The organism is Vibrio gigantis (assembly GCF_024347515.1).
In the GTDB taxonomy this organism is placed as follows: Bacteria; Pseudomonadota; Gammaproteobacteria; order Enterobacterales; family Vibrionaceae; genus Vibrio; species Vibrio gigantis.
In genome coordinates this window covers 2,932,750-2,951,300 of sequence record NZ_AP025492.1, presented here as the reverse complement: position 1 = coordinate 2,951,300, position 18,551 = coordinate 2,932,750, and the positions used below count along the sequence as shown (strand labels likewise).

The window sequence follows — 18,551 nt, the reverse complement described above, 5'->3', positions numbered from 1 at the left end:
CTCATTGTCTCAAGCCTGTAAAGACTTGAGACAAGAGTTGTTCGTTAAATTGAGTGACTAGCCTAGAACAACGACAACATCGTTCACGCTGCCTTCTGCTTGTACTGGGATTGCGCCTTCAACTGATTCACCATTGATAGTGATAGAGGCAACGCCTTTGCTTACTGCATTCGGGTTTTGCACCGTGATGTTGTAAGTCGCGCCACGCCATTGACGAGTAACCTCGAACTCTGGCCAATCAGTCGGGATACATGGATCAACCGTTAAGCCTTCAAAGCCGGTACGAACACCAAGAATGAAGTTGGTTACCGCGAAGTAAGCCCAACCAGAGGTACCCGTTAACCAAGGGTGGTTTGCACGGCCATGGTCTTGGTGATCTTTACCCATGATGAACTGCACGTACGAGTATGGTTCTGCGTAGCGCGTTTCAATCATGTCGTTTTGGTTGTACGGGTTTAGTGCGTCGTAGAATTTCATCGCACGGTCACCACGGCCTAGCTTCGCTTCTGCTACCCAAGCCCATGGGTTAGGGTGAGAGAAGATTGCGCCGTTCTCTTTTACGCCTTGGTAAACGCGAGTCACAAAGCCGATATCATCGTTTGGTGTAGCGAACGATGGAGAGTTTAGGTGTAGGCCGTATTCGGAGAATAGGTTCTCATCCACAGCGTCCATCGCTTTCTCGCCGCGCTCTTGAGAAACCGCACCAGATAGAACCGCTAGCGTGTTTGACTCAAGGTGTACTCGACCTTCAGTTTGTTGAGCAGTGCCGATCTTGTCGCCATTTTTTGTTAGGCCACGGATGTACCAGCCACCTTCATCATCCCAAAGGTGTGTTTCACACGCTTCGCGAACATTCGCAGCCATTTCAGTGTATTTCGCAACATCAGCGTCGTTATTGCGGAACTTGGCTAAGTCTAAGAATTCTTGCAGAGCCCAGAAGTGTAGGAATGAAACCATTGAAGATTCACCGCCACCTAGGTTCAAGCAGTCGTTCCAGTCAGCACGTAGGCCTTTACAGATACCGGTTTGACCTACGTATTCAGCAGAGAAGTTCAGTGCCGCTTTCATGTGTTCGTAAACAGTCGCTTCGCCACCGTCTGCGTAAGGAATTACTTCATCAAAGAAGTCGTGCTCACCGGTTTCCATCACGTATTTGATGATGGTTGGGACGATCCACAAGTGATCATCAGAGCAAGTATCTTCAATGCCGTGGATCTTGTCGTCATCGGACGGTGTTGGAACAACTGTTGGAGACTTTGAAGGTTCAACGTCTGCTTTCTCTGGATCAAACCAGTCTGGATCGAACAAGTGTAGACCGTAGCCCGCTTTCACTTGGCCGCGAAGCAGATCGATAATACGCTTTTTGGTCATTTGTGGGTTTGCATGAGGTACGGATATAGCATCTTGCGCCGTATCACGGTAGCCAAGACCAGTACGTCCGCCTACTTCAATGAATGATGCAAAGCGCGACCACACTACACAAGTTTCTGCTTGGTATAGTGTCCAGGTATTGATCATAGTGTCTAAGCCTTCGTTCGGAGACTTAACTTGGAACTTGTTGCAACGCTCGTCCCAGTGATCTTTGATACCTTGGAATGCTGCGTCTACATTTGCTGTGTCTTGGTATTTTTCACGTAGGCGTTCACCGTTACCTTTACCGATACCTAGTACGTACGCAAAGCGAACTTCTTCACCCGGTTGAATTGTGAATTGCTTATGCAGAGAGCCACAGTGGTTGTAACAGGTTTGAGCGCTGTTCGAACACTTACCGTTTTCAACCGCAATTGGATTTGCTTCATCACGGTACATGCCAAGGAAGTTGTCACGCTGCCCGTCGTAGCTATCTGGTGAGAAGGTTGACGCTAGGTAGTAGAAGCCTTCAAAGTCGTTAGTGTTGTAGTACAGATCGTATTCCAACACGCCTTCTTGATAAGACGTGCCCGCAGAGTACAAAGACATCTGGTGGTTCTGGTTGTCTGATTGGATGTGGCTGAACGAGAACTCTACAAATGAGAACGTGCTGATAGTGCGTGGCTTATCAGTGTTGTTCTTTAGCACAACGTCCCAAACTTCTGCATCTTCGCCCTTAGGGACGAATAGCGTTTTGGTTGCGGTAATGCCGCTGTATTCACACTTGAATTTTGAGTATGACAGGCCGTGACGAACCTCGTAGTTTGCTTCATCTAGGCTCTTTGCCACTGGTTGCCAAGAGATAGACCAGTAGTCACCTGTCTCATCATCACGCAGGTAAACATAGTGTCCAGGGCGGTCAAAGGTGCCGTTCGGACGGAATTTAGTAACACGGTTGTATTCCGGAGAATTGTAGAACGAGTAACCGCCCGCATTGTGCGAAATTACAGTACAAAACTTTTCAGTACCTAGGTAGTTGGTCCAAGGTGCTGGTACATCAGGGCGAGTGATGACGTATTCGCGATTGTCGTTATCGAAATAGCCGTATTTCATTGTCATTTCCTTTTTAACAAACTGCATCTATGCAGCTAATTTTTAAATAGTGATGCTGAGTTTTATTAGACTGAGCACCTTAATTTGGGTCAGCTATCACTCGGTATGAGTGTGCTGTGGTTTTGTTTTATTCAGCTTTCCAAGGGTTGCGGTACTCCACATTGAGTCTGTCGAGTAGCGGCAAGTGACCCTTTAGGCGAGACAGGTAATCTAGCCAGTTTCGGTTGTCTTTATGTGTCCAACATCCTTCAGCTAAAGCGCTAATTCTTGGGAATACCATGTAATCCATACGCTTTTGGTTGGTGACGATCTCACACCATAGAGCACACTGAATTCCGCGGATCCGCTTACGAATTGGGTCGGTGTCGGATATCTCAGCAAGCGCTTCGTAGGTATAAGCTTGTTCTAATGGGATAACGGCAGCCCAATCTACGCCCGGCTCTTCCGGTGCATAATCTTGGGTCATGTCGAGATAAGTAAATTGTGCCGGTTGTAGTACCACATCAAAGCCTTGGCGAGCACAGTTCACAGCGGCTTCTTCGCTGAGCCACGAGTAGATGATGGTCTCTTTGCTCACCTTGTCGCCGTGCTGTGCTTCTTCCCAGCCCACCATGCGTTTGCCTAGCTGCTTAAGTTTGTTCTCGGCATAGCGGAACAGGTGACCTTGTAGATCTTTGCTGTCTTGATACTGATGCTCTTTCATCAGCGCTTGAGCTGCAGGGCTATTGGTCCACACGCTCGGTGGCACTTCGTCTGCGCCCATGTGAATCAATTCACTCGGGAAGAGTTCTGCGACTTCTTCAATAACCGCATCTAAGAACTGATAAGTACCCGATAAACCTGGGTTTAATACATTGTCGTTGTAGTGCTGAATACTCTTATATTGAGTGGTGTCCGCTTGCTCTACCAACATGTCAGGCAGTGATTTGATCGCGGCGCGGCAGTGCCCAGGGATATCGATCTCAGGGATCACCGTGATGCTGCGTTGCTCTGCGTATTCAATAACTTCGCGAATTTGTTGCTGTGTGTAGAAGCCACCGTAGTTTTCAGCAATATGGGTATATTGCGGCTCCAGTGCATGGTCAGGGCCACGCCAAGCACCGATTTCAGTGAGTTGAGGTAGGCTCTTTATCTCGATTCTCCAACCTTCATCATCAGTTAGGTGCCAATGAAAAACGTTGAACTTGTAGTGCGCCAATTGGTTGATTAAGCGCTTCACTTGTTCCACGGAGTGGAAGTGACGAGCGCAGTCCAACATCATGCCACGGTATTTGAAGCGTGGTTGGTCGGCGATTTTGCAACATGGCACAGAGAAGTTTTCGGCATCCTGTTGTTGAACTAATTGAATCAGACTTGCCACGGCGTGTGTAAAACCAGATTGGCTGCCTGATTCAACAATTATTTGTTGTTCAGTAATGCGGAGTTTGTATTCGGCTTCGTCTAAAGTCGGGTTGCTGCGAAATAGGATGTTGCTGTTTGCTTCAGTTGAAAGCTCTTTTGAAAGAGACAATTCAAAGGTAGAAAGTAACTCTTGCTGAAACCAAGATACGGCTTGATCTGCAAGGTGAGATTGAACCTCAACTTTGCATTCGCTGTTTAGTACGAAGCTGCCTTGCTGAAGTTCGATCTGGTTCGGCTGAGGAATCAATGCAACCTCAGCAGCATTCACTTCAGGTATCTGATTGCGTTCACGGTATGGTGACGCCAGAACAATGGGTGATATCGCAACTGGCAGTACTGAGGTTTCGCCTTGGTGATGCGTTTGGATAAAGGCATCATTTAGACCGTCAGAATAGAAACGGAATGGGGCGCTTTGAATGCTGAATTCAAGGTAGTAATGGTTATTCGCCTTTAACACTGACGAACTTGGTTTGAACGAACAAAAGCTTCCAACTTGAGTTAGCTCGCCCTGCGACAGACTCTCTTGAAGAATGAATCGGTCAAACGCAAAATGGAGTGACCAATCTGTTACGTCAAGATCACTTAAGTTATGTACCGTAAGGCCAAATCGGCAGTTATTTTTTTGTTCAGAAAGAACAGCTAAGTCGATGCGATAATTCATATAACTTCCCTGCTAAGCCTGTTGATACAAGTTGTGTTGTGGTTTACCGGCAAACATCAATGCGCCTTCGATAGCGTCAAATTGAGGTTCAACGATCCATTGTTGTACTGGAGGTGATAGCCAGTTGAGAATGCGCTCCGCGATACTGCCCATTAGGCATACCTTGTCCGCACCTTTGCGATGCAGTGCTAGCACAAACATTTCGATGTCAGCTGCGGTTTGCTTGAGCATCTCGATAGCTAACTCATCGCCTTCGTTAGCGAGTTGAAAAATCACTGGCGAGAATTGACCGTAGTCTTTTGGAATCGCGCCTTTGGACCATTCGACGATGGCATCAACATCATTGCCAAAGTGGTTCATTACGTGTTGAGTCAGTGGTGTCTTGTTGCGAATGCCATCTTCTGCAAGCAGAACTTGTTGAATCAAGCGAAGCCCCATCACCGCGCCGCCACCTTGGTCGGAAATTGGAAACTCACGGCCACCAACTACATGTTGCTCACCATCTTGTAGGTAGATGCCACATGAACCTGTTCCGCCGATCATGATGGCGCCGTTTTGGCCATTGTGAGCACCAATGCAAGCACCGTAAGCGTCGGTGTTTAACGTCATGCTGGCGAAAGGGTGCGGTTGTGCCATGAAGTCGAACCATGCTGACTTCTGTTCAGCACCAGCCAGCGCTAGACCAACATGCATGTTTGAAAAATGACTTGAATCGAGTTGCCCTTGCTGTGCCGCTTGAGTAATAGCATCGATAATTGAGCTCATCGCAATATCAACACCCAAAAGGATGTTAGCGCTGCCGCTTTTCGCTTCACCAATGAGTGTGCCTTCGTCATCGCGAATCCGAGCTCGACAAGAGGTGCCGCCACCATCAATACCTACGTAGTAAAGCGTCATGATTATTGCTCCTTACGTTGTGCTAGGTAATTGAATTGCGCAGCGGTTGCTAATAGGAACCAAGCACCGTGAGGGATCCATTGTTCGCCCCAGCGCCAGTTTTGAAGCATGTCATCTTTTTGTGCTGGTGGATTAAACGCAATGTCTTGAGCATCTTCAAAGCCAGCGGTAATGCCGTTACAGATACCGCCTTTGGCATTGAAAAAACCAAGTTGCGGTAAGTAGTCAGGGTTGTTATGACCATGACCATCAAGCATGCACATGTGGTAAGGGTTGAGGCCCAAGATCCAGTCGAGGCTGTTTTGCGAAAGTTGGATCAAACGTTTTTTAAGTTTGCTATCTTGAATGTGTGGCTGAACGAGGTAAGCCATGGTTGCGATGGAACCAAGACGTGCGTTCTCGCCTTGCCACCAGTAGCCGGTTTCGTTCTTCTGAGCGACGAAGAAAGCATCGCGCTTATCACCCTCAACATTCTTAACGTATTGTCTTGGGTAGCCAAATGGGTTGGTGACTTTGTCGGTGATGTTGATTTCAAACTGACATGCCTGCTCAACAACCGTACGAGCTTGTTCTTTCAGAACTGAGTCAGTTTCATTATTGATGTATTCGCATAGGGCTATCACTGGTAACCCAGCTTCCGCTGCGTGGAAGTATGGACGAGAGCCATCAGCATTGGCTGACCAGAAGTGCTCAAATGAATCATCTGACTGTTGGCGAGAGATTAAACGAGTCGCCCAAGTTCTTGCTTCTGAAAGGTATTGTTCGTCTTGTGTTACTCGGTACAACTCATTGGCTGCGAGTAGGGCGCAATACTCATCAATGATGTTCTCTTCACCATCGTTTAGGTATTGCAGGTTGTATTCTTTAAGATGCCAGTAACCTTTGGTTGCGGTATCAAGATAGGTTTGGCTAGAGTAGCTGCCTGAAACCTCAAGCTCAGACGCTGCGGCAAGTGCTGCAATAGCCACACCAGCACCTTGTCGGTAGCCAGCTTGCAAATCTTCTGATTTATGGCCTTCTTGAGTGGCATACGCGCAGATGTCGCGTTGATTGATATCTTTGCTCCACTTGTCGAATACTGTCATGTAGAAGTATCCAGCCGCGTCTTGCATACGTACTAAAAAATCAGCTCCAAATAGCGCTTCTTCTGTTAGTCGTGTCATAGAGAATTTAGGGAAGTCTGGATTGTCGCTGGTTAAGCGTACGCTCTTAAGCATGTTCCAAACAACCATAGGAATTTGTTGTGGGTTGAGGTAGTTGCCGTAAGACAAGTGGCTAAAATACTTGCTTACATCGCCTGATGCGTCGTACCACCCACCGTGGACATCGACGTATCTGTCGGTGCCCAGAATTTGTGCTTGGCGATCTTTCTTGTCAAAAGTTCCGCCACAACGTTGTGACTTGAAGTAATGAAGCACATCAGAAAAGGTGTGCCTCATTAATAGGTTGCTGCCAATCTCAAACACTTCTGAACGTAGGTTATCAAAGCGTAGGTAGTAGCGACCGGATTCAGTGAATGAGCTGAAATCGATTGTGAAGAATTGTCCTTGATGCCAGTTTGCTACGCGGCCTTGTTTTGCAACATCAAAGTTGCCCACAGTAATATGATTGTCGGCACACACTAAAAGTGCAGTCGTACTCGATAAACGAGTCTTCTTAGTTTGTAAGATCGCCTGCTTAGGAGCCGAAGATTCGTAGCCAATATGGTTGGTCAATAACAGCATCAATGTTCTCCAAAGGTCCTAGTTTCTTGTGGCTAGGTACCTGAATTGGTTTGGATATGAGTAGTTAGGGCCCGCAGACCCTAACTCAGTCTTAATGTTTAGCTTTCGTGTAGGTAACAACGAACAAAGTGGTTATCGGCTAATTGAGTAACACCTGGTAGTTGCTCTTTACACTTGTCCATTGCGTGAGTACAACGGCCTGCAAAAGGGCAGCCGGCTGATACTGGAGTCCAAAGTGGAATCTCACCTTTGTTGCCGGCCAATTGGTCATGGATCGACTTCTTAGGGTCTGGAACGGCAGAAACCAGTAGTTGAGTGTAAGGGTGTTGAGGGTTAGCAATAACGTCGTCGGTATCGCCCCATTCAACCATGTGACCTACGTACATCACTGAAAGATCTTCAGCGATATAACGAGCGGTTGCGATATCGTGAGTGATGTAAAGCAGAGACATTTGCTTCTCAAACTTCATCTCTTCCATCAAGTTCAAAACACCAGCACGAATCGATACATCAAGCATTGATGTTGGTTCATCAGCCAATACAACCTCAGCACCAACCGCAATGTTGCGGGCTAGATTTACACGCTGACGTTGGCCGCCAGACAGTTGGTGGGGGTACTTTTGTGCTGTCTCTTTTGGTGGGATTAAGCCCACTTGCTCTAAAAGGTCGTATACACGCTCTTCTAGCTCTCTCTTGTTGCCAGGAGTCACCTTTTTGTGGATCAACAGCGGTCGAGCTATGTGATGGAAGATATTGTGCGTTGGGTTCAGAGAACCAAACGGGTCTTGCCATACCATCTGCACGCCTTCACGGTAGTGCATAAGATCTTTTCTGCTTGAGATCTCTTGGATATCACGACCTTTGTATTCGATCGTGCCGCCTGAAGGTGCGTACATTTTTGCGATCATTTTTGCGGTTGTTGATTTGCCTGAACCAGACTCACCAACCACTGCTAGGCCGCGGCTTTTGTACATCTTGAATGACACGTCGTTAATTGCACGCATCATTGGGGTTTGAATTGTGGTACTGCTTATTGGAAAGTCTTTTACGACATTCTTGCCTTCTACCAATAATTGACCGAAATCTTTGCTCATAATTGTCTCCAGAATCCTTATTCGCTTTGCTTGTTTTTAGGCGGTCGAGCCGCCTTGTTCGTTATTCACGCTGAGTTAGCGTGCAAGCTATAGCTTCCTTTGTACTATTGGGTCACCGTACAGGTGGCAGTTAGACAAATGTCCCGAGTCGATAGAACGCAGCTTGGTTGGTACCTTGGTACACGTTTCATGTACACGGTCACAACGAGCTTGGAAACGACACCCTTCAGGGATCTCTAACAGGTTCAGAGGGTTGCCCGGAATACCTGCTAGTTTTGTCTTTGGCCCTGTCAGTGGAGGGAAAGAACTTCCCAGCCCTTTGGTGTAAGGGTGGTAAGGGTTTTCTAGAATATCTTGAGAGTTAGCCACTTCGATTAGCTCACCTGAGTACATGATGCCGATACGGTCAGAGAACTCGACCATCAATGACAGGTCATGGGTGATGAACAGAATCGAGAAGCCAAACTCTTCTTTCAGTGCATAAATCTTTTGTAGGATTTCGCGTTGCACAACCACATCAAGTGCGGTTGTCGGCTCATCCATGATGATCAGCTTTGGATTCAGTGCCAACGCGATAGCAATAACTAAGCGCTGACGCATGCCGCCAGAGAATTGGTGAGGGTAGTCACTCAATCGGCTCGGGTGAATATCTACGATTTCTAGTAGACCTTCAGCACGTTGTTTAGCTTGCTCACGAGTCATGTTGGTGTGACGCATGATTACGTCACAGAACTGCTCTTCCATTGGTAGGACGGGGTTGAGCGCGTTCATCGCGCTCTGGAATACCATCGACATCTCACTCCAACGGAACGCTTGCATACGGTCATCACTGTATTCAAGGATGTTCTCACCGTTGAAAATAACCTCACCACCACTGATGTAAGCGGGCGGCTTATGAAGACGCATAAGAGAGAAAGCGACCGTTGATTTACCACAGCCAGATTCACCAGCTAGGCCGAATACTTCACCTGGAGCGATGTCGAAACTTACGTTGTTACACGCACGAACATCGCCAGACTCTGTGATGTAATCCACGCATAAGTTGCGGATAGAAATTAGTGGTTCAGACATGATTATTTATCTCCGCTCCAAAGTGCATTTTGTGGTGGTAGTTCTGGTTCACGTTCTTGTTTGTCTTGTGCTGCTAGTTTCTTCCAACGCTTCATGCCTTTATGAGAACGCAGTTGCGGGTTGGCAATTTCATCGACAGCGAAGTTAAGCAAAGCAAGACCAGTTACAAGTAGTGTCAGTGCGATACAAGGAGCCAACAGTTCCCACCAAGCGCCAATAAGCATTGATGAAGAGGTTTGAACGTTGTAAAGCATGATGCCCCAGCTGATTGTGTTCGGGTCACCAAGACCTAAGAACGAGATGGTTGCTTCCATCATGATTGCGTACATCACCGAACCGATGAAGCTTGCGCCAACGATAGAGATAAGGTTTGGCAGAATCTCTACGAAGATGATGCGGAATGAAGATTCACCCAAAACTTCAGCGGCTTTTACAAACTCTTTTTCACGCAGTGCTAAGGTCTGGGAGCGAACAACACGGGCTCCCCAAGCCCAGGACATAAAGCCGATAACCAAGGTTATGGTGAGTGGCCCTGCCTCACCGATAAAGGCTGCTACTACGAACAGTAATGGGTATTGAGGGATTACCAGCATGATGTTCATTGCGGCTGTTAGAACGTCATCGACACGGCCACCGAAGTAACCTGCAGAAACACCAATAACAGTTGCGAGTAAACATACGGTAAGGCCCGCACCAAAACCTACAGCCAGAGATACACGTGCGCCGTATACCACTTGTGACCAAACGTCACGACCCATACGAGTTGTCCCCAGTACATGGTCTGCCTTCTTAGACATGATAAGTGTGCGACGGTCGTCTGCTAGGTTTTGAGCAACCCAGCCGTCAGGGTTCGTTTGTGCAGACTTAACGACGAAGCCAGGGTATTCGTGTGGGTTACCTGTACGTTTGTCTGGTACATGTTTGGTGATCAATGGAGCCGCAATAGCACCAAGAATAAAAATACTTAGGATGATGACGCCTGTTAGGGCCATCGGGTTACGCCAAATGAGTTTTAGAAAGTCTTTCATGATTATTTACCACCCTTACGAAGACGAGGGTCAAGAACAACGTAAAGCATGTCTGCAACTAGGTTAAAGAACAGCATGAATAGCGTCATGATAAGCAGTTGACCTTGCAGTACTTGGTAGTCACGAGCGTTAATTGCGTTGAAAAGTACACTGCCAAGACCTGGGTAGTTAAAGATGATTTCGATAATTAACTGACCACCGATTGCCATACCTAGAGACATTGAAAGTGCGGTTACACTTGGTAGCATTGCGTTACGAGCTGCGTAGTTGAAAACCACTCGGTTTTCGCTCAGGCCTTTGCCTTTTGCCATCGTGATGTAGTCTTCTGCTAGTAGGTTGATCATGTTGTTACGCATGTTTACTAGGAAGCCACCAATTTGAACAACAGAAGCACAGAACAGTGGTAAGAAGGCGTGGTAAGCGACATCTTTAATGAATGCCCAGCTTGTCCAGTCAGGCATAGTACCTGCGGTATAGGCATAACCTGTTGGGAACCACTTCAAGCCAATTGCAAAGGTAAATAGTGCAATCATCGCGATAACCACTTGAGGAACGGCTTGTAGAATCAGCATCCCTGGCGTTACGAAGGCATCGTATTTACTGCCGCGTTTCCACGCTGCGAAAATACCTAGGATTGAACCAATCGAGAAAGAAAGAATAACTGCGGTGCCAGCTAAGAAAAGCGACCAACCGAATGCTCCACCCAACAGTGTGTTTACAGAAAGTGGGTAGAATTGAATTGAAGTACCAAGTTCCCAGCTAAGAATGTTCTTCATGTACGCTACGTATTGAACCAGTAAGCCGCCATCAACGAAGCCTAATAGTTCTTTCATTGCAGCAATACGCTCTGGAGTAACTTGTACAGAAGCGTTCGCAAACATCATGGTAACTGGGTCACCAGGCATTGCTCTTGGAATAATAAAGTTTAACGTCGCAGCAACTAATAGCGCGACAAAATAAAATGACAAACGTCTTAAAAAATAACCCATAACTCACACCTTACTCACCCAGATTGTTTCCCTGTTTCTGGATTCAGGTCGCTCCTAGCGAAATTTGGAACGAAAAATCCCCTGACGACTAGCGCCATACTTTCAATTGAGAGTGTGGGGATTTTTATAAGCGGCGTAAGAGATTACGCCGCAAGGATTGAACGATTACTTATTTAACTGGTTTTAGGTCCAGTACATGAAGTAGACGCTCTGGAATACCAGCCCAAATGTTTGGACGGCCTTTTGGATTTTCTTCGTTCCACCAACCAGTGAAGCGAGTTGTGTTGTATTGGTACATGTAAGCACCAGACATCACAGGAATTGTCACTTGGTCTGCAGCGATGATTTGCTGAATACCGTGTGCAATATCTAGCTGTTCGTTCTTATCAGCTGTTTTGTAGAAGCTGTTTAGAAGACCATCTAGCTTGTCGTTTTTGTAGAAGTGCATTGCGAAACGAGGCATACCATCACCAGATTGCAGTGATGAGTTGTAAGCACTGTTCCAGTACGTGTATGGATCCGCACCGTGGAAGTAGTTTGTGTATGCTACGTCGTATGTACCTTCAAGCATTGCTTGGTTGTAAACAGAGAAGTCAGGCGTACGAGCTTTCGCTTTAATACCGATTTCGTTTAGCTGTTCAACCGCTAGTTGAACTGTGTTGTTGAAGTCAGTCCAGCCGTTTGGCGATTGAATCATTAGCTCGAAAGACTTGCCAGATGGAGTGTCAACAAAACCATCTTTGTTCACATCTTTGAAGCCAGCGTCAGCAAGAAGCTTCTTCGCGCCTTCAGCGTTGTAAGTGTTGAAGCCTTTGTACTTGTTATGAGTCTTTTCATCAGACCAAGCTTCAAATGCGTAGCCAAGACCCGATGCGAAATCGTTCACAGTACCGCCACCGTAGAATGCGATGTCGATGATGGTTTGGCGGTCAAGAGCCATAGAGAAAGCACGACGGAAGTCAACGTTGCTCAATGCTTCATGCTTCGCAGCATCTGGGTGCTTGAAGTTAACGATGAATGCCTGTGTACCTGCTGGCGGGTACCAGTAGTGGTGTTTAGGGCTAGCTGCTGCGTATGTACGGTCGATATCTGGAACGAAAGAAGACGTCCAGTCCATTTCACTGTTTACAACTTTACCTAGGAATTGGTCGTTGTTCGCAATTTGTGGAACACGTAGACAGTCAACATCTAGGTTGTCTGCATCCCAGTAGTTCGGGTTTGCACACTGAATGTATAATTGCGCTGTAAACGTATCGATTTCTGTAAATGGACCAGAACCTACTGGGTTTTCATTGGTAAACGTTGATGGATCTTTAACGTCTTTCCAGATGTGCTTAGGTACTACAGGTACTTTAGCAATCTCGTAAGGTACGTTTGAGTTTGCTTCTGTTAGGGTAAACTTAACTTGGTTGTCGTTCAGTTTTTCTACAGAAGTTACCCAAGAGTTGATACCAGATTGGTCAAGCTCTGGCTTCTCTTTTACTAGGTTGAAAGAAAAAACAACATCATCAGCAGAGAAAGTTTCTCCATCAGACCATTTAACACCCTTACGAATGTCGAAAACAACGCTCATCAGATCATCTGACATCTTGAAGTTTTCTGCTAGACGGAACACTGGAGTGTTACCGTGCATTTCGTTGAATACTACTAGCGGCTCATACATAAAGTCAGTTGTAGTATGTAGGTTAGTAGCACCAAGGTACGGGTTAAAGTTACGTACGAATGTAGTGTACTCTTTCGGGTGAACGGTCAGTTCACTGCGTTCTGCAGCTGTTGCTACTGATGCAAAACCTGTTGTAGCAGTTGCAATAATTGCTGTTGCTATTGCTGTTTTTTTTATATTGGCAAGCATAGCTGTTCCTTACTATTTGCTTTCATTTCACTAATGGATTGAATGTTATCTGTCGCTAAATTGTTTAGTAGATACACACTCTGGTTAAAGGCCTACCTCTTCTTCGTTGCTCCAGATTCATCGTTGATTCTGAGAAGTGGTAAGAGTGGCCTGTAGGCCTTTGGCAGGAGTAAGAAAACACCTTATCGATGAATTAATCAAACTCGTTTCCCGTCAAAAACGTTAAAAACAGATAACCCCACGTCATTAACGTCAAAATAGGTTGTCTTGGTGGTTTTTTGTGCGCAATTGTTAAGGTGATGTGACTCGCATTTGGTTTTGTGGTCCTTATTAATTGTGAGTGAGTACTAACCTTAAAAGCTTTGTATCATAATACCCTCGCCAGTCTTGGTATAATTGTAGATCTCGGTCACTAGCCAGTTTTACGTTAAATTTCCCTAGAAAATTAAATCTGCCGTTCTGTTGTGACTCGCTTCTCAAACTACAACAAATAGTCGGAAGAATGTGAAACTCAGCCAAGAACAAGGCTCAAAATAGCGATTGAACTGGTGATTGTTTAAGCTTGAGTAACGTGTCATTTCGCTTGTTTAATACCGTGAAAGAAGTGTGTTTGAATGGATGTTATCGTGCTTTGGTTACGAGCGGTATCCACAAAAAAGCCCACGCTAGGTGGGCTAATAAGGAGGTATTGGTTCAGGTTTAACTGGTCAGTAGTTTCTGCAGTTTATCCCTTAGCATCTCAATATGCGTCCTTTCTGGTGTTTGTTCTTTACAGTGCTCAAGTATGAATTCGATAGAACTCAATACCGTTCGCCAGCGCGGTGTTTTTGGTAGGGTTTCTACGCGTAGGTATTTGTCTAGCGTTCGAGTTTGCAGCGTACTGCGGTCTAAATAGACACGCCACAAACCACTCTTCTCGGCGAACGCGAACTTAGTTTCACCCGTAACCGATTCCCAATAGATGATGGCATTAGTCATCGCGTCTACCAGCACCTCACGCATCAACTCTTGTTTGTTTTTACCTTCACCGGTTGCTTTGTCAGCAAGGCGAGTAAATTCACCACCAAGTTCCTTAAGCTGTTGTAACTTATCCTTGTCGCCTTCAAATGCATAGCTTGAGAGCGCCTCAACTGCAGTTTCAAGGTTATTGATGCGGTTTGAGTTTATGCCGCCGCCAACATTGAAGATGTACATGGTGTCAAGCCCAGAGCCTTCAGGCAGCTTAAGAATATCACTCGGTATGCGCTGACGTGTGTCGTCTATATAGATATCAATATCACCACAATAATGCGCCTGTTCTACCTTGAGGTATTTAGGTGCAATAATCTCGTCGGCCATTGAGCGTTTTAGTTGCTCTTGTCCGCGCCTAAAGAGTTTCGCCGCCGCTTCGTTAGCAAAGCGAATTCGTTGGTCATCACGAATACAGATAATGGCCTCTGGTGCCGATTCTAACTGTTCTAGCAATCGTCCTTGAGTTTCCAACAGATTAGCTTCAACCATGGCTCGATGTTTGAGCTCAAGTTGCAATTGGTCGTTTTCAAGGCGTCTTTGCTCTGCTTTACTTGCTGATAGATGCGCTGTAATTCGGGCCGCCAGTTCTTGTTTGTTGAACGGTTTGGATAAGTAGTCATTGGCACCAGCTTCGAAGCCGCGCACACGATCCTCTGCTTGGTTGAGTGCCGTTAGCATTATGATCGGTAATTGAGCATGGTCATATTGCTTACGCAGTGCCTCACACACTTGGTAACCGCTCATGCCCGGCATCATAATATCGAGCAGCAGTAGTTCCGGTTTCTCTTTTTCAATCAACTCGATGGTTTCAGGGCCGTCACACGCAGTACGTACTCGATAACCTTCTAACTTCAAGAAGCTGTCAAGTACTCGCAGGTTAACGGGCTCATCATCGGCGATAACCAGTAACGGACCGTCAGGGTTCTCACTGATAGCGCTGTTTTCTTGTTGGTTGTTATCTATCAAGTCAGGCGCTTGGAAATGTGAGTAGTGACCTGATTCGTTGTAATTGTCTAACTCATCTTGAGTAGCTAGGGGCAGGGTAAAGCTAAACGTAGTGCCAAGCATTGGCTGGCTACTTACATACAGCGAACCACCCATTAATTCAATTAATTGGCGACTGATCGATAAACCAAGGCCTGCACCTTGGCGATAGTTACTGGCATCTTGGCCTGCTTGAATCAATGGTTCAAAGATATGTTCAAGGTACTCGGCCGGTATGCCTTGGCCTGTGTCAACCACTTGGACACGAATGTTGTCGTCGATAACGCTAGCAGAGATAACAATTTTACCTTCCGAGGTGTACTTGATGGCATTGCCAACCAAGTTATACATCACCTGCTCAAGTCGTTGAGGATCCGATGACACGAGCCCTAAATCACTTGGCACTTGGTTAATAATACGGATTGGCTTATTGCCCAGCAGGTGATGAGACAACTCTAGGACCAAGCTGGTGGCTGCAGACAAATCAACGGCTGACTTCTTAATGTCCAAGCTGCCATAGCGCATCTTGTGATAATCAAGCAGATCATCAACCAAGGTCGCCAATCTCTGACCACTATTGATGATGATATCCAACTGATACTTCTGATTAGCAGGAATAGGACCATTCGCTCCTGATATCAACGCTTCAGCAATACCAACCATGCCATGCAGTGGTGTTCTCAATTCGTGAGAAGTGGTTGCTAAGAATTCATCTTTGAGTTTGTTAGCCAACTGCAAATCTTCGTTTTGCTTTTTAATGGTCTTGAGGTTGTCTTCAAGCTCATCATTTTGGCTTTTGATAAGTTGCATCTTTTCACGAATGGAGCGTTGCATTCGTTCAAAGCTGACCGCCAAACGACCGATTTCATCTTTACGTTCTGTATTGATCATCGTCTCATCAAGATCACCTGCAGAAACTTTCTCGGCTGCCCACGTGAGCTTGAGTAGCGGTGAGGTGATGAAGTTAGAGAGGTAATGCGATGCGACAACAACCAGAATGATCGCCGTCAGCATCACGATCACGAAGATCTTTTCTAGTTGATGAATACGGGCAAATGCCTCTTTTTCAGGAAGCTCGACAACGAGAGCCCAAGTCGCGTACTTAAGTTCAATTGGTGTATAGGCCGCAATGATCGCCTGATCTAGAGTGTTATCAAATGTGCCTACGGCTGTTTCGCCCGCAAGTGCTTTATCAACTACGTCTAGGCTTAAGTTAATCGACTCTTGAGAGTGCGCAAGGCTACGAGGTAAGTGGTCACTACCTACCAGTAAGGTTTGAATGTTAGAACTCTTGTTTAGATCGGCAATCAGTTTGGTGATGCCGTTGATCGGCAGTCTGAACATCGCGTAACTGTGTAGATAGCCCTGCTGCACGATAGGTGCACCTAGCCATGCGGTTTGTTTACCGTTCTCGTCTTTAAAATCCGACACAATAACAGGCGTGTAATCTTCATTAGATTTACGTCGGTCGGTGACATCTTTAGCGAGTCGTTGGAAGGTCACGCCTAGGTTTGAATCTTTGTATTTTCCTGTCAGCAAGTTAGTGCCGTAATCGTCATTTTTAAAGACGGAGTAAGCAACGTTACCGTTGATATCAACCAATAGAATATCGTCAAAATCGGAGCGTTTAAGCAGCTCTAGGTAGGCGTTATGGTAGCGCTTGTGCAATAGGCGATAACGCTCACTGCCAATGTAGCTACTCGACTCAGGAAGAATCGATGTTTTGATTTGGTCGCCCGATCCTTGAATGTAGCGTTGCTGCGCATTACTGCGTGCCTCGTCAATGTCTAAACCCAATCGCTGGAAGGCATTGATTAATCCATAGAATCGGCCACCACTGGCATTGGCTAGTTCAGAACGAACAAAGCCCATAACTTGAGATTCTTGTGCCTGTAGGTAATCGACAATTTGCTGCTGCTTAGTATCACGAACCGAAACAAGGTGTGAGGTGCTTTGTTCCTGAAGGTCCTGACTGTGCGATTGAAGGAAAAATATCGCGATAAGTGTCACTGGGGTAATACTGAGGACAAGAAATGCCAGCATTAGGGTATTTTGAAGGCGCTTAAACTTCTGCTTACGATAAAATCTAAACATAAATTGGGTACTACTTTCCTTTGATGTACTGCTAAAAGGGGCGAAAACAAGTACAGAGAATAGAATTAATGGTTTCCAATTTAACGAAATTAACGAGTTTTTTTACTTTGACAAGTAAGTGGTATTTAAAGCGTGTGCAAAAGCTCACTTTTATAGAGTTTTGATAAAAATATGAACAGACAGCGCAGATAATGACCCTGCGCTGTGCTAGAGAGGTTACTTACTTGCGTGGTAGATCGCGAATTTGGTGGTCTTATTTAGAGTCGCGCATTTTCCAAACGCTCGCTCAATAATTGGAATGTATTTTAAGAAACTGTTTGCGACAATAATCATCTCACCAGAGCGCTTTAAATGTTTAGGTGCCTGCGCGAGTAAGGTTTCAGTCGCGCTGTAGCTGGTGTCTAAACCTGAGTGGAATGGTGGATTACTGATGATGAATTGGTAGTCTTGGGCAGTATCAGAATAGACATCTGACGCGAAGACTTTACCTGTTAAACCATTCGCTTCGAGTGTGGCTTGGCTTGATGCAACTGCAAATGCACTGATGTCGCACATTTCTAGCTCGATATCAGGGTTACGAGATGCCATTACAGCGCCTAACACGCCTGCACCGCAACCGAAGTCCAGTACTTTGCCTTTTAGTTTAGGTAAAGTATCCAGTAGAAGTTGACTTCCTACATCGAATTCACCGTGGCTGAATACGCCAGGAAGGCTTTTCACAGTAAGTGACTGCTCACCAATGTTAACCGTGTAGGTTTTAAACCAGTCTTGTAAGTTGAAAGCTTGTGGCTGTTCGAAGCATTGACCCCAATAGAAAGAACAACGACGCGCTGAATCGTATTTTACGACTTTGCCGTAAGCCGCAAACATCTTCTCGATGCTTTTGACGCCAGAGCGGTTTTCACCAACCACTACTATTTCAGTATCTTTACCTAGCTTGGCGAATAGCATTGCCAACAAATACTCAGCTTCCGCTTTGGCTTTTGGCCAGTAGAGCATCACTAAATCAGCTTGGGTCTCTTCTGTAAACTCAGCGCCGTAAAAACGCTGAATGGAGCCGTAACCTTCTAATTGACGGTAGTAGCTATAATTAGAGGTGAACACAGATACTGATTCACAATGCTTCGCTAATTCAACAGGGAACAAGTCTTCAGCCTCACCGGCAACTAAAACATGTTTGCCTTCAAAGTAGGCAAGTTGGCGTTGAGCAATCTGGCTTGGGGCAATATAAGCTGACATAGGACACTCTATTGAATCGTTAGCAAAAAATGAGGGCGGATTT

At 46.0% G+C, this 18,551-nt stretch carries 11 protein-coding genes; all 11 read right to left on the bottom strand.

The window, feature by feature from the left end; translation table 11 throughout:
• Window positions 1-57: 57 nt before the first annotated feature.
• Window positions 58-2,463 carry a GH36-type glycosyl hydrolase domain-containing protein gene (locus OCV56_RS13035; RefSeq protein WP_086711933.1) on the bottom strand — a complete coding sequence of 802 codons (2,406 nt, stop codon included), beginning with the start codon at window positions 2,461-2,463 and terminating at the stop codon, window positions 58-60.
• Between the two features lie 127 nt (window positions 2,464-2,590).
• Complete coding sequence (locus OCV56_RS13030) at window positions 2,591-4,525, bottom strand: beta-N-acetylhexosaminidase (RefSeq protein WP_086711931.1); 1,935 nt, start codon at window positions 4,523-4,525, stop codon at window positions 2,591-2,593.
• A gap of 12 nt (window positions 4,526-4,537) precedes the next feature.
• Window positions 4,538-5,422: an N-acetylglucosamine kinase gene (locus tag OCV56_RS13025; protein WP_086711929.1), complete on the bottom strand. Its 885-nt coding sequence runs from the start codon at window positions 5,420-5,422 to the stop codon at window positions 4,538-4,540.
• Between the two features lie 2 nt (window positions 5,423-5,424).
• The gene (locus OCV56_RS13020; protein WP_086711927.1) at window positions 5,425-7,146 is read right to left on the bottom strand and encodes a glycoside hydrolase family 9 protein; all 1,722 of its coding nucleotides are present in this window, start codon (window positions 7,144-7,146) and stop codon (window positions 5,425-5,427) included.
• 98 nt (window positions 7,147-7,244) lie between these two features.
• Window positions 7,245-8,240 (bottom strand): ABC transporter ATP-binding protein, encoded by a 996-nt coding sequence (locus OCV56_RS13015; protein ID WP_086711925.1) that lies wholly within the window; start codon window positions 8,238-8,240, stop codon window positions 7,245-7,247.
• Between the two features lie 87 nt (window positions 8,241-8,327).
• Complete coding sequence (locus OCV56_RS13010; RefSeq protein ID WP_086711923.1) at window positions 8,328-9,311, bottom strand: ABC transporter ATP-binding protein; 984 nt, start codon at window positions 9,309-9,311, stop codon at window positions 8,328-8,330.
• Window positions 9,312-9,313: 2 nt separating this feature from the next.
• Window positions 9,314-10,339 (bottom strand): ABC transporter permease, encoded by a 1,026-nt coding sequence (locus tag OCV56_RS13005; RefSeq protein ID WP_060982641.1) that lies wholly within the window; start codon window positions 10,337-10,339, stop codon window positions 9,314-9,316.
• 2 nt (window positions 10,340-10,341) lie between these two features.
• Window positions 10,342-11,328 (bottom strand): ABC transporter permease, encoded by a 987-nt coding sequence (locus tag OCV56_RS13000; protein WP_017633262.1) that lies wholly within the window; start codon window positions 11,326-11,328, stop codon window positions 10,342-10,344.
• Window positions 11,329-11,497: 169 nt separating this feature from the next.
• Entirely contained in the window at window positions 11,498-13,180 is a 1,683-nt protein-coding gene (locus OCV56_RS12995; protein WP_060982640.1) for an ABC transporter substrate-binding protein, read from the bottom strand.
• 699 nt (window positions 13,181-13,879) lie between these two features.
• Window positions 13,880-17,269 (bottom strand): response regulator, encoded by a 3,390-nt coding sequence (locus OCV56_RS12990; RefSeq protein ID WP_086711921.1) that lies wholly within the window; start codon window positions 17,267-17,269, stop codon window positions 13,880-13,882.
• A gap of 216 nt (window positions 17,270-17,485) precedes the next feature.
• Window positions 17,486-18,508, bottom strand: coding sequence for a 16S rRNA (guanine(1207)-N(2))-methyltransferase RsmC (gene rsmC / locus OCV56_RS12985; protein ID WP_086711919.1), 1,023 nt, complete (start codon window positions 18,506-18,508; stop codon window positions 17,486-17,488).
• Window positions 18,509-18,551 lie beyond the last annotated feature (43 nt).

Excerpts from the sequence above, each read along its gene's own strand:
- OCV56_RS13035 (WP_086711933.1), bottom strand. The coding sequence starts at position 2,463 with ATGAAATACGGCTATTTCGATAACGACAATCGCGAATACGTCATCACT.
- OCV56_RS13030 (WP_086711931.1), bottom strand. The coding sequence starts at position 4,525 with ATGAATTATCGCATCGACTTAGCTGTTCTTTCTGAACAAAAAAATAAC.
- OCV56_RS13025 (WP_086711929.1), bottom strand. The coding sequence starts at position 5,422 with ATGACGCTTTACTACGTAGGTATTGATGGTGGCGGCACCTCTTGTCGA.
- OCV56_RS13020 (WP_086711927.1), bottom strand. The coding sequence starts at position 7,146 with ATGCTGTTATTGACCAACCATATTGGCTACGAATCTTCGGCTCCTAAG.
- OCV56_RS13015 (WP_086711925.1), bottom strand. The coding sequence starts at position 8,240 with ATGAGCAAAGATTTCGGTCAATTATTGGTAGAAGGCAAGAATGTCGTA.
- OCV56_RS13010 (WP_086711923.1), bottom strand. The coding sequence starts at position 9,311 with ATGTCTGAACCACTAATTTCTATCCGCAACTTATGCGTGGATTACATC.
- OCV56_RS13005 (WP_060982641.1), bottom strand. The coding sequence starts at position 10,339 with ATGAAAGACTTTCTAAAACTCATTTGGCGTAACCCGATGGCCCTAACA.
- OCV56_RS13000 (WP_017633262.1), bottom strand. The coding sequence starts at position 11,328 with ATGGGTTATTTTTTAAGACGTTTGTCATTTTATTTTGTCGCGCTATTA.
- OCV56_RS12995 (WP_060982640.1), bottom strand. The coding sequence starts at position 13,180 with ATGCTTGCCAATATAAAAAAAACAGCAATAGCAACAGCAATTATTGCA.
- OCV56_RS12990 (WP_086711921.1), bottom strand. The coding sequence starts at position 17,269 with ATGTTTAGATTTTATCGTAAGCAGAAGTTTAAGCGCCTTCAAAATACC.
- rsmC (WP_086711919.1), bottom strand. The coding sequence starts at position 18,508 with ATGTCAGCTTATATTGCCCCAAGCCAGATTGCTCAACGCCAACTTGCC.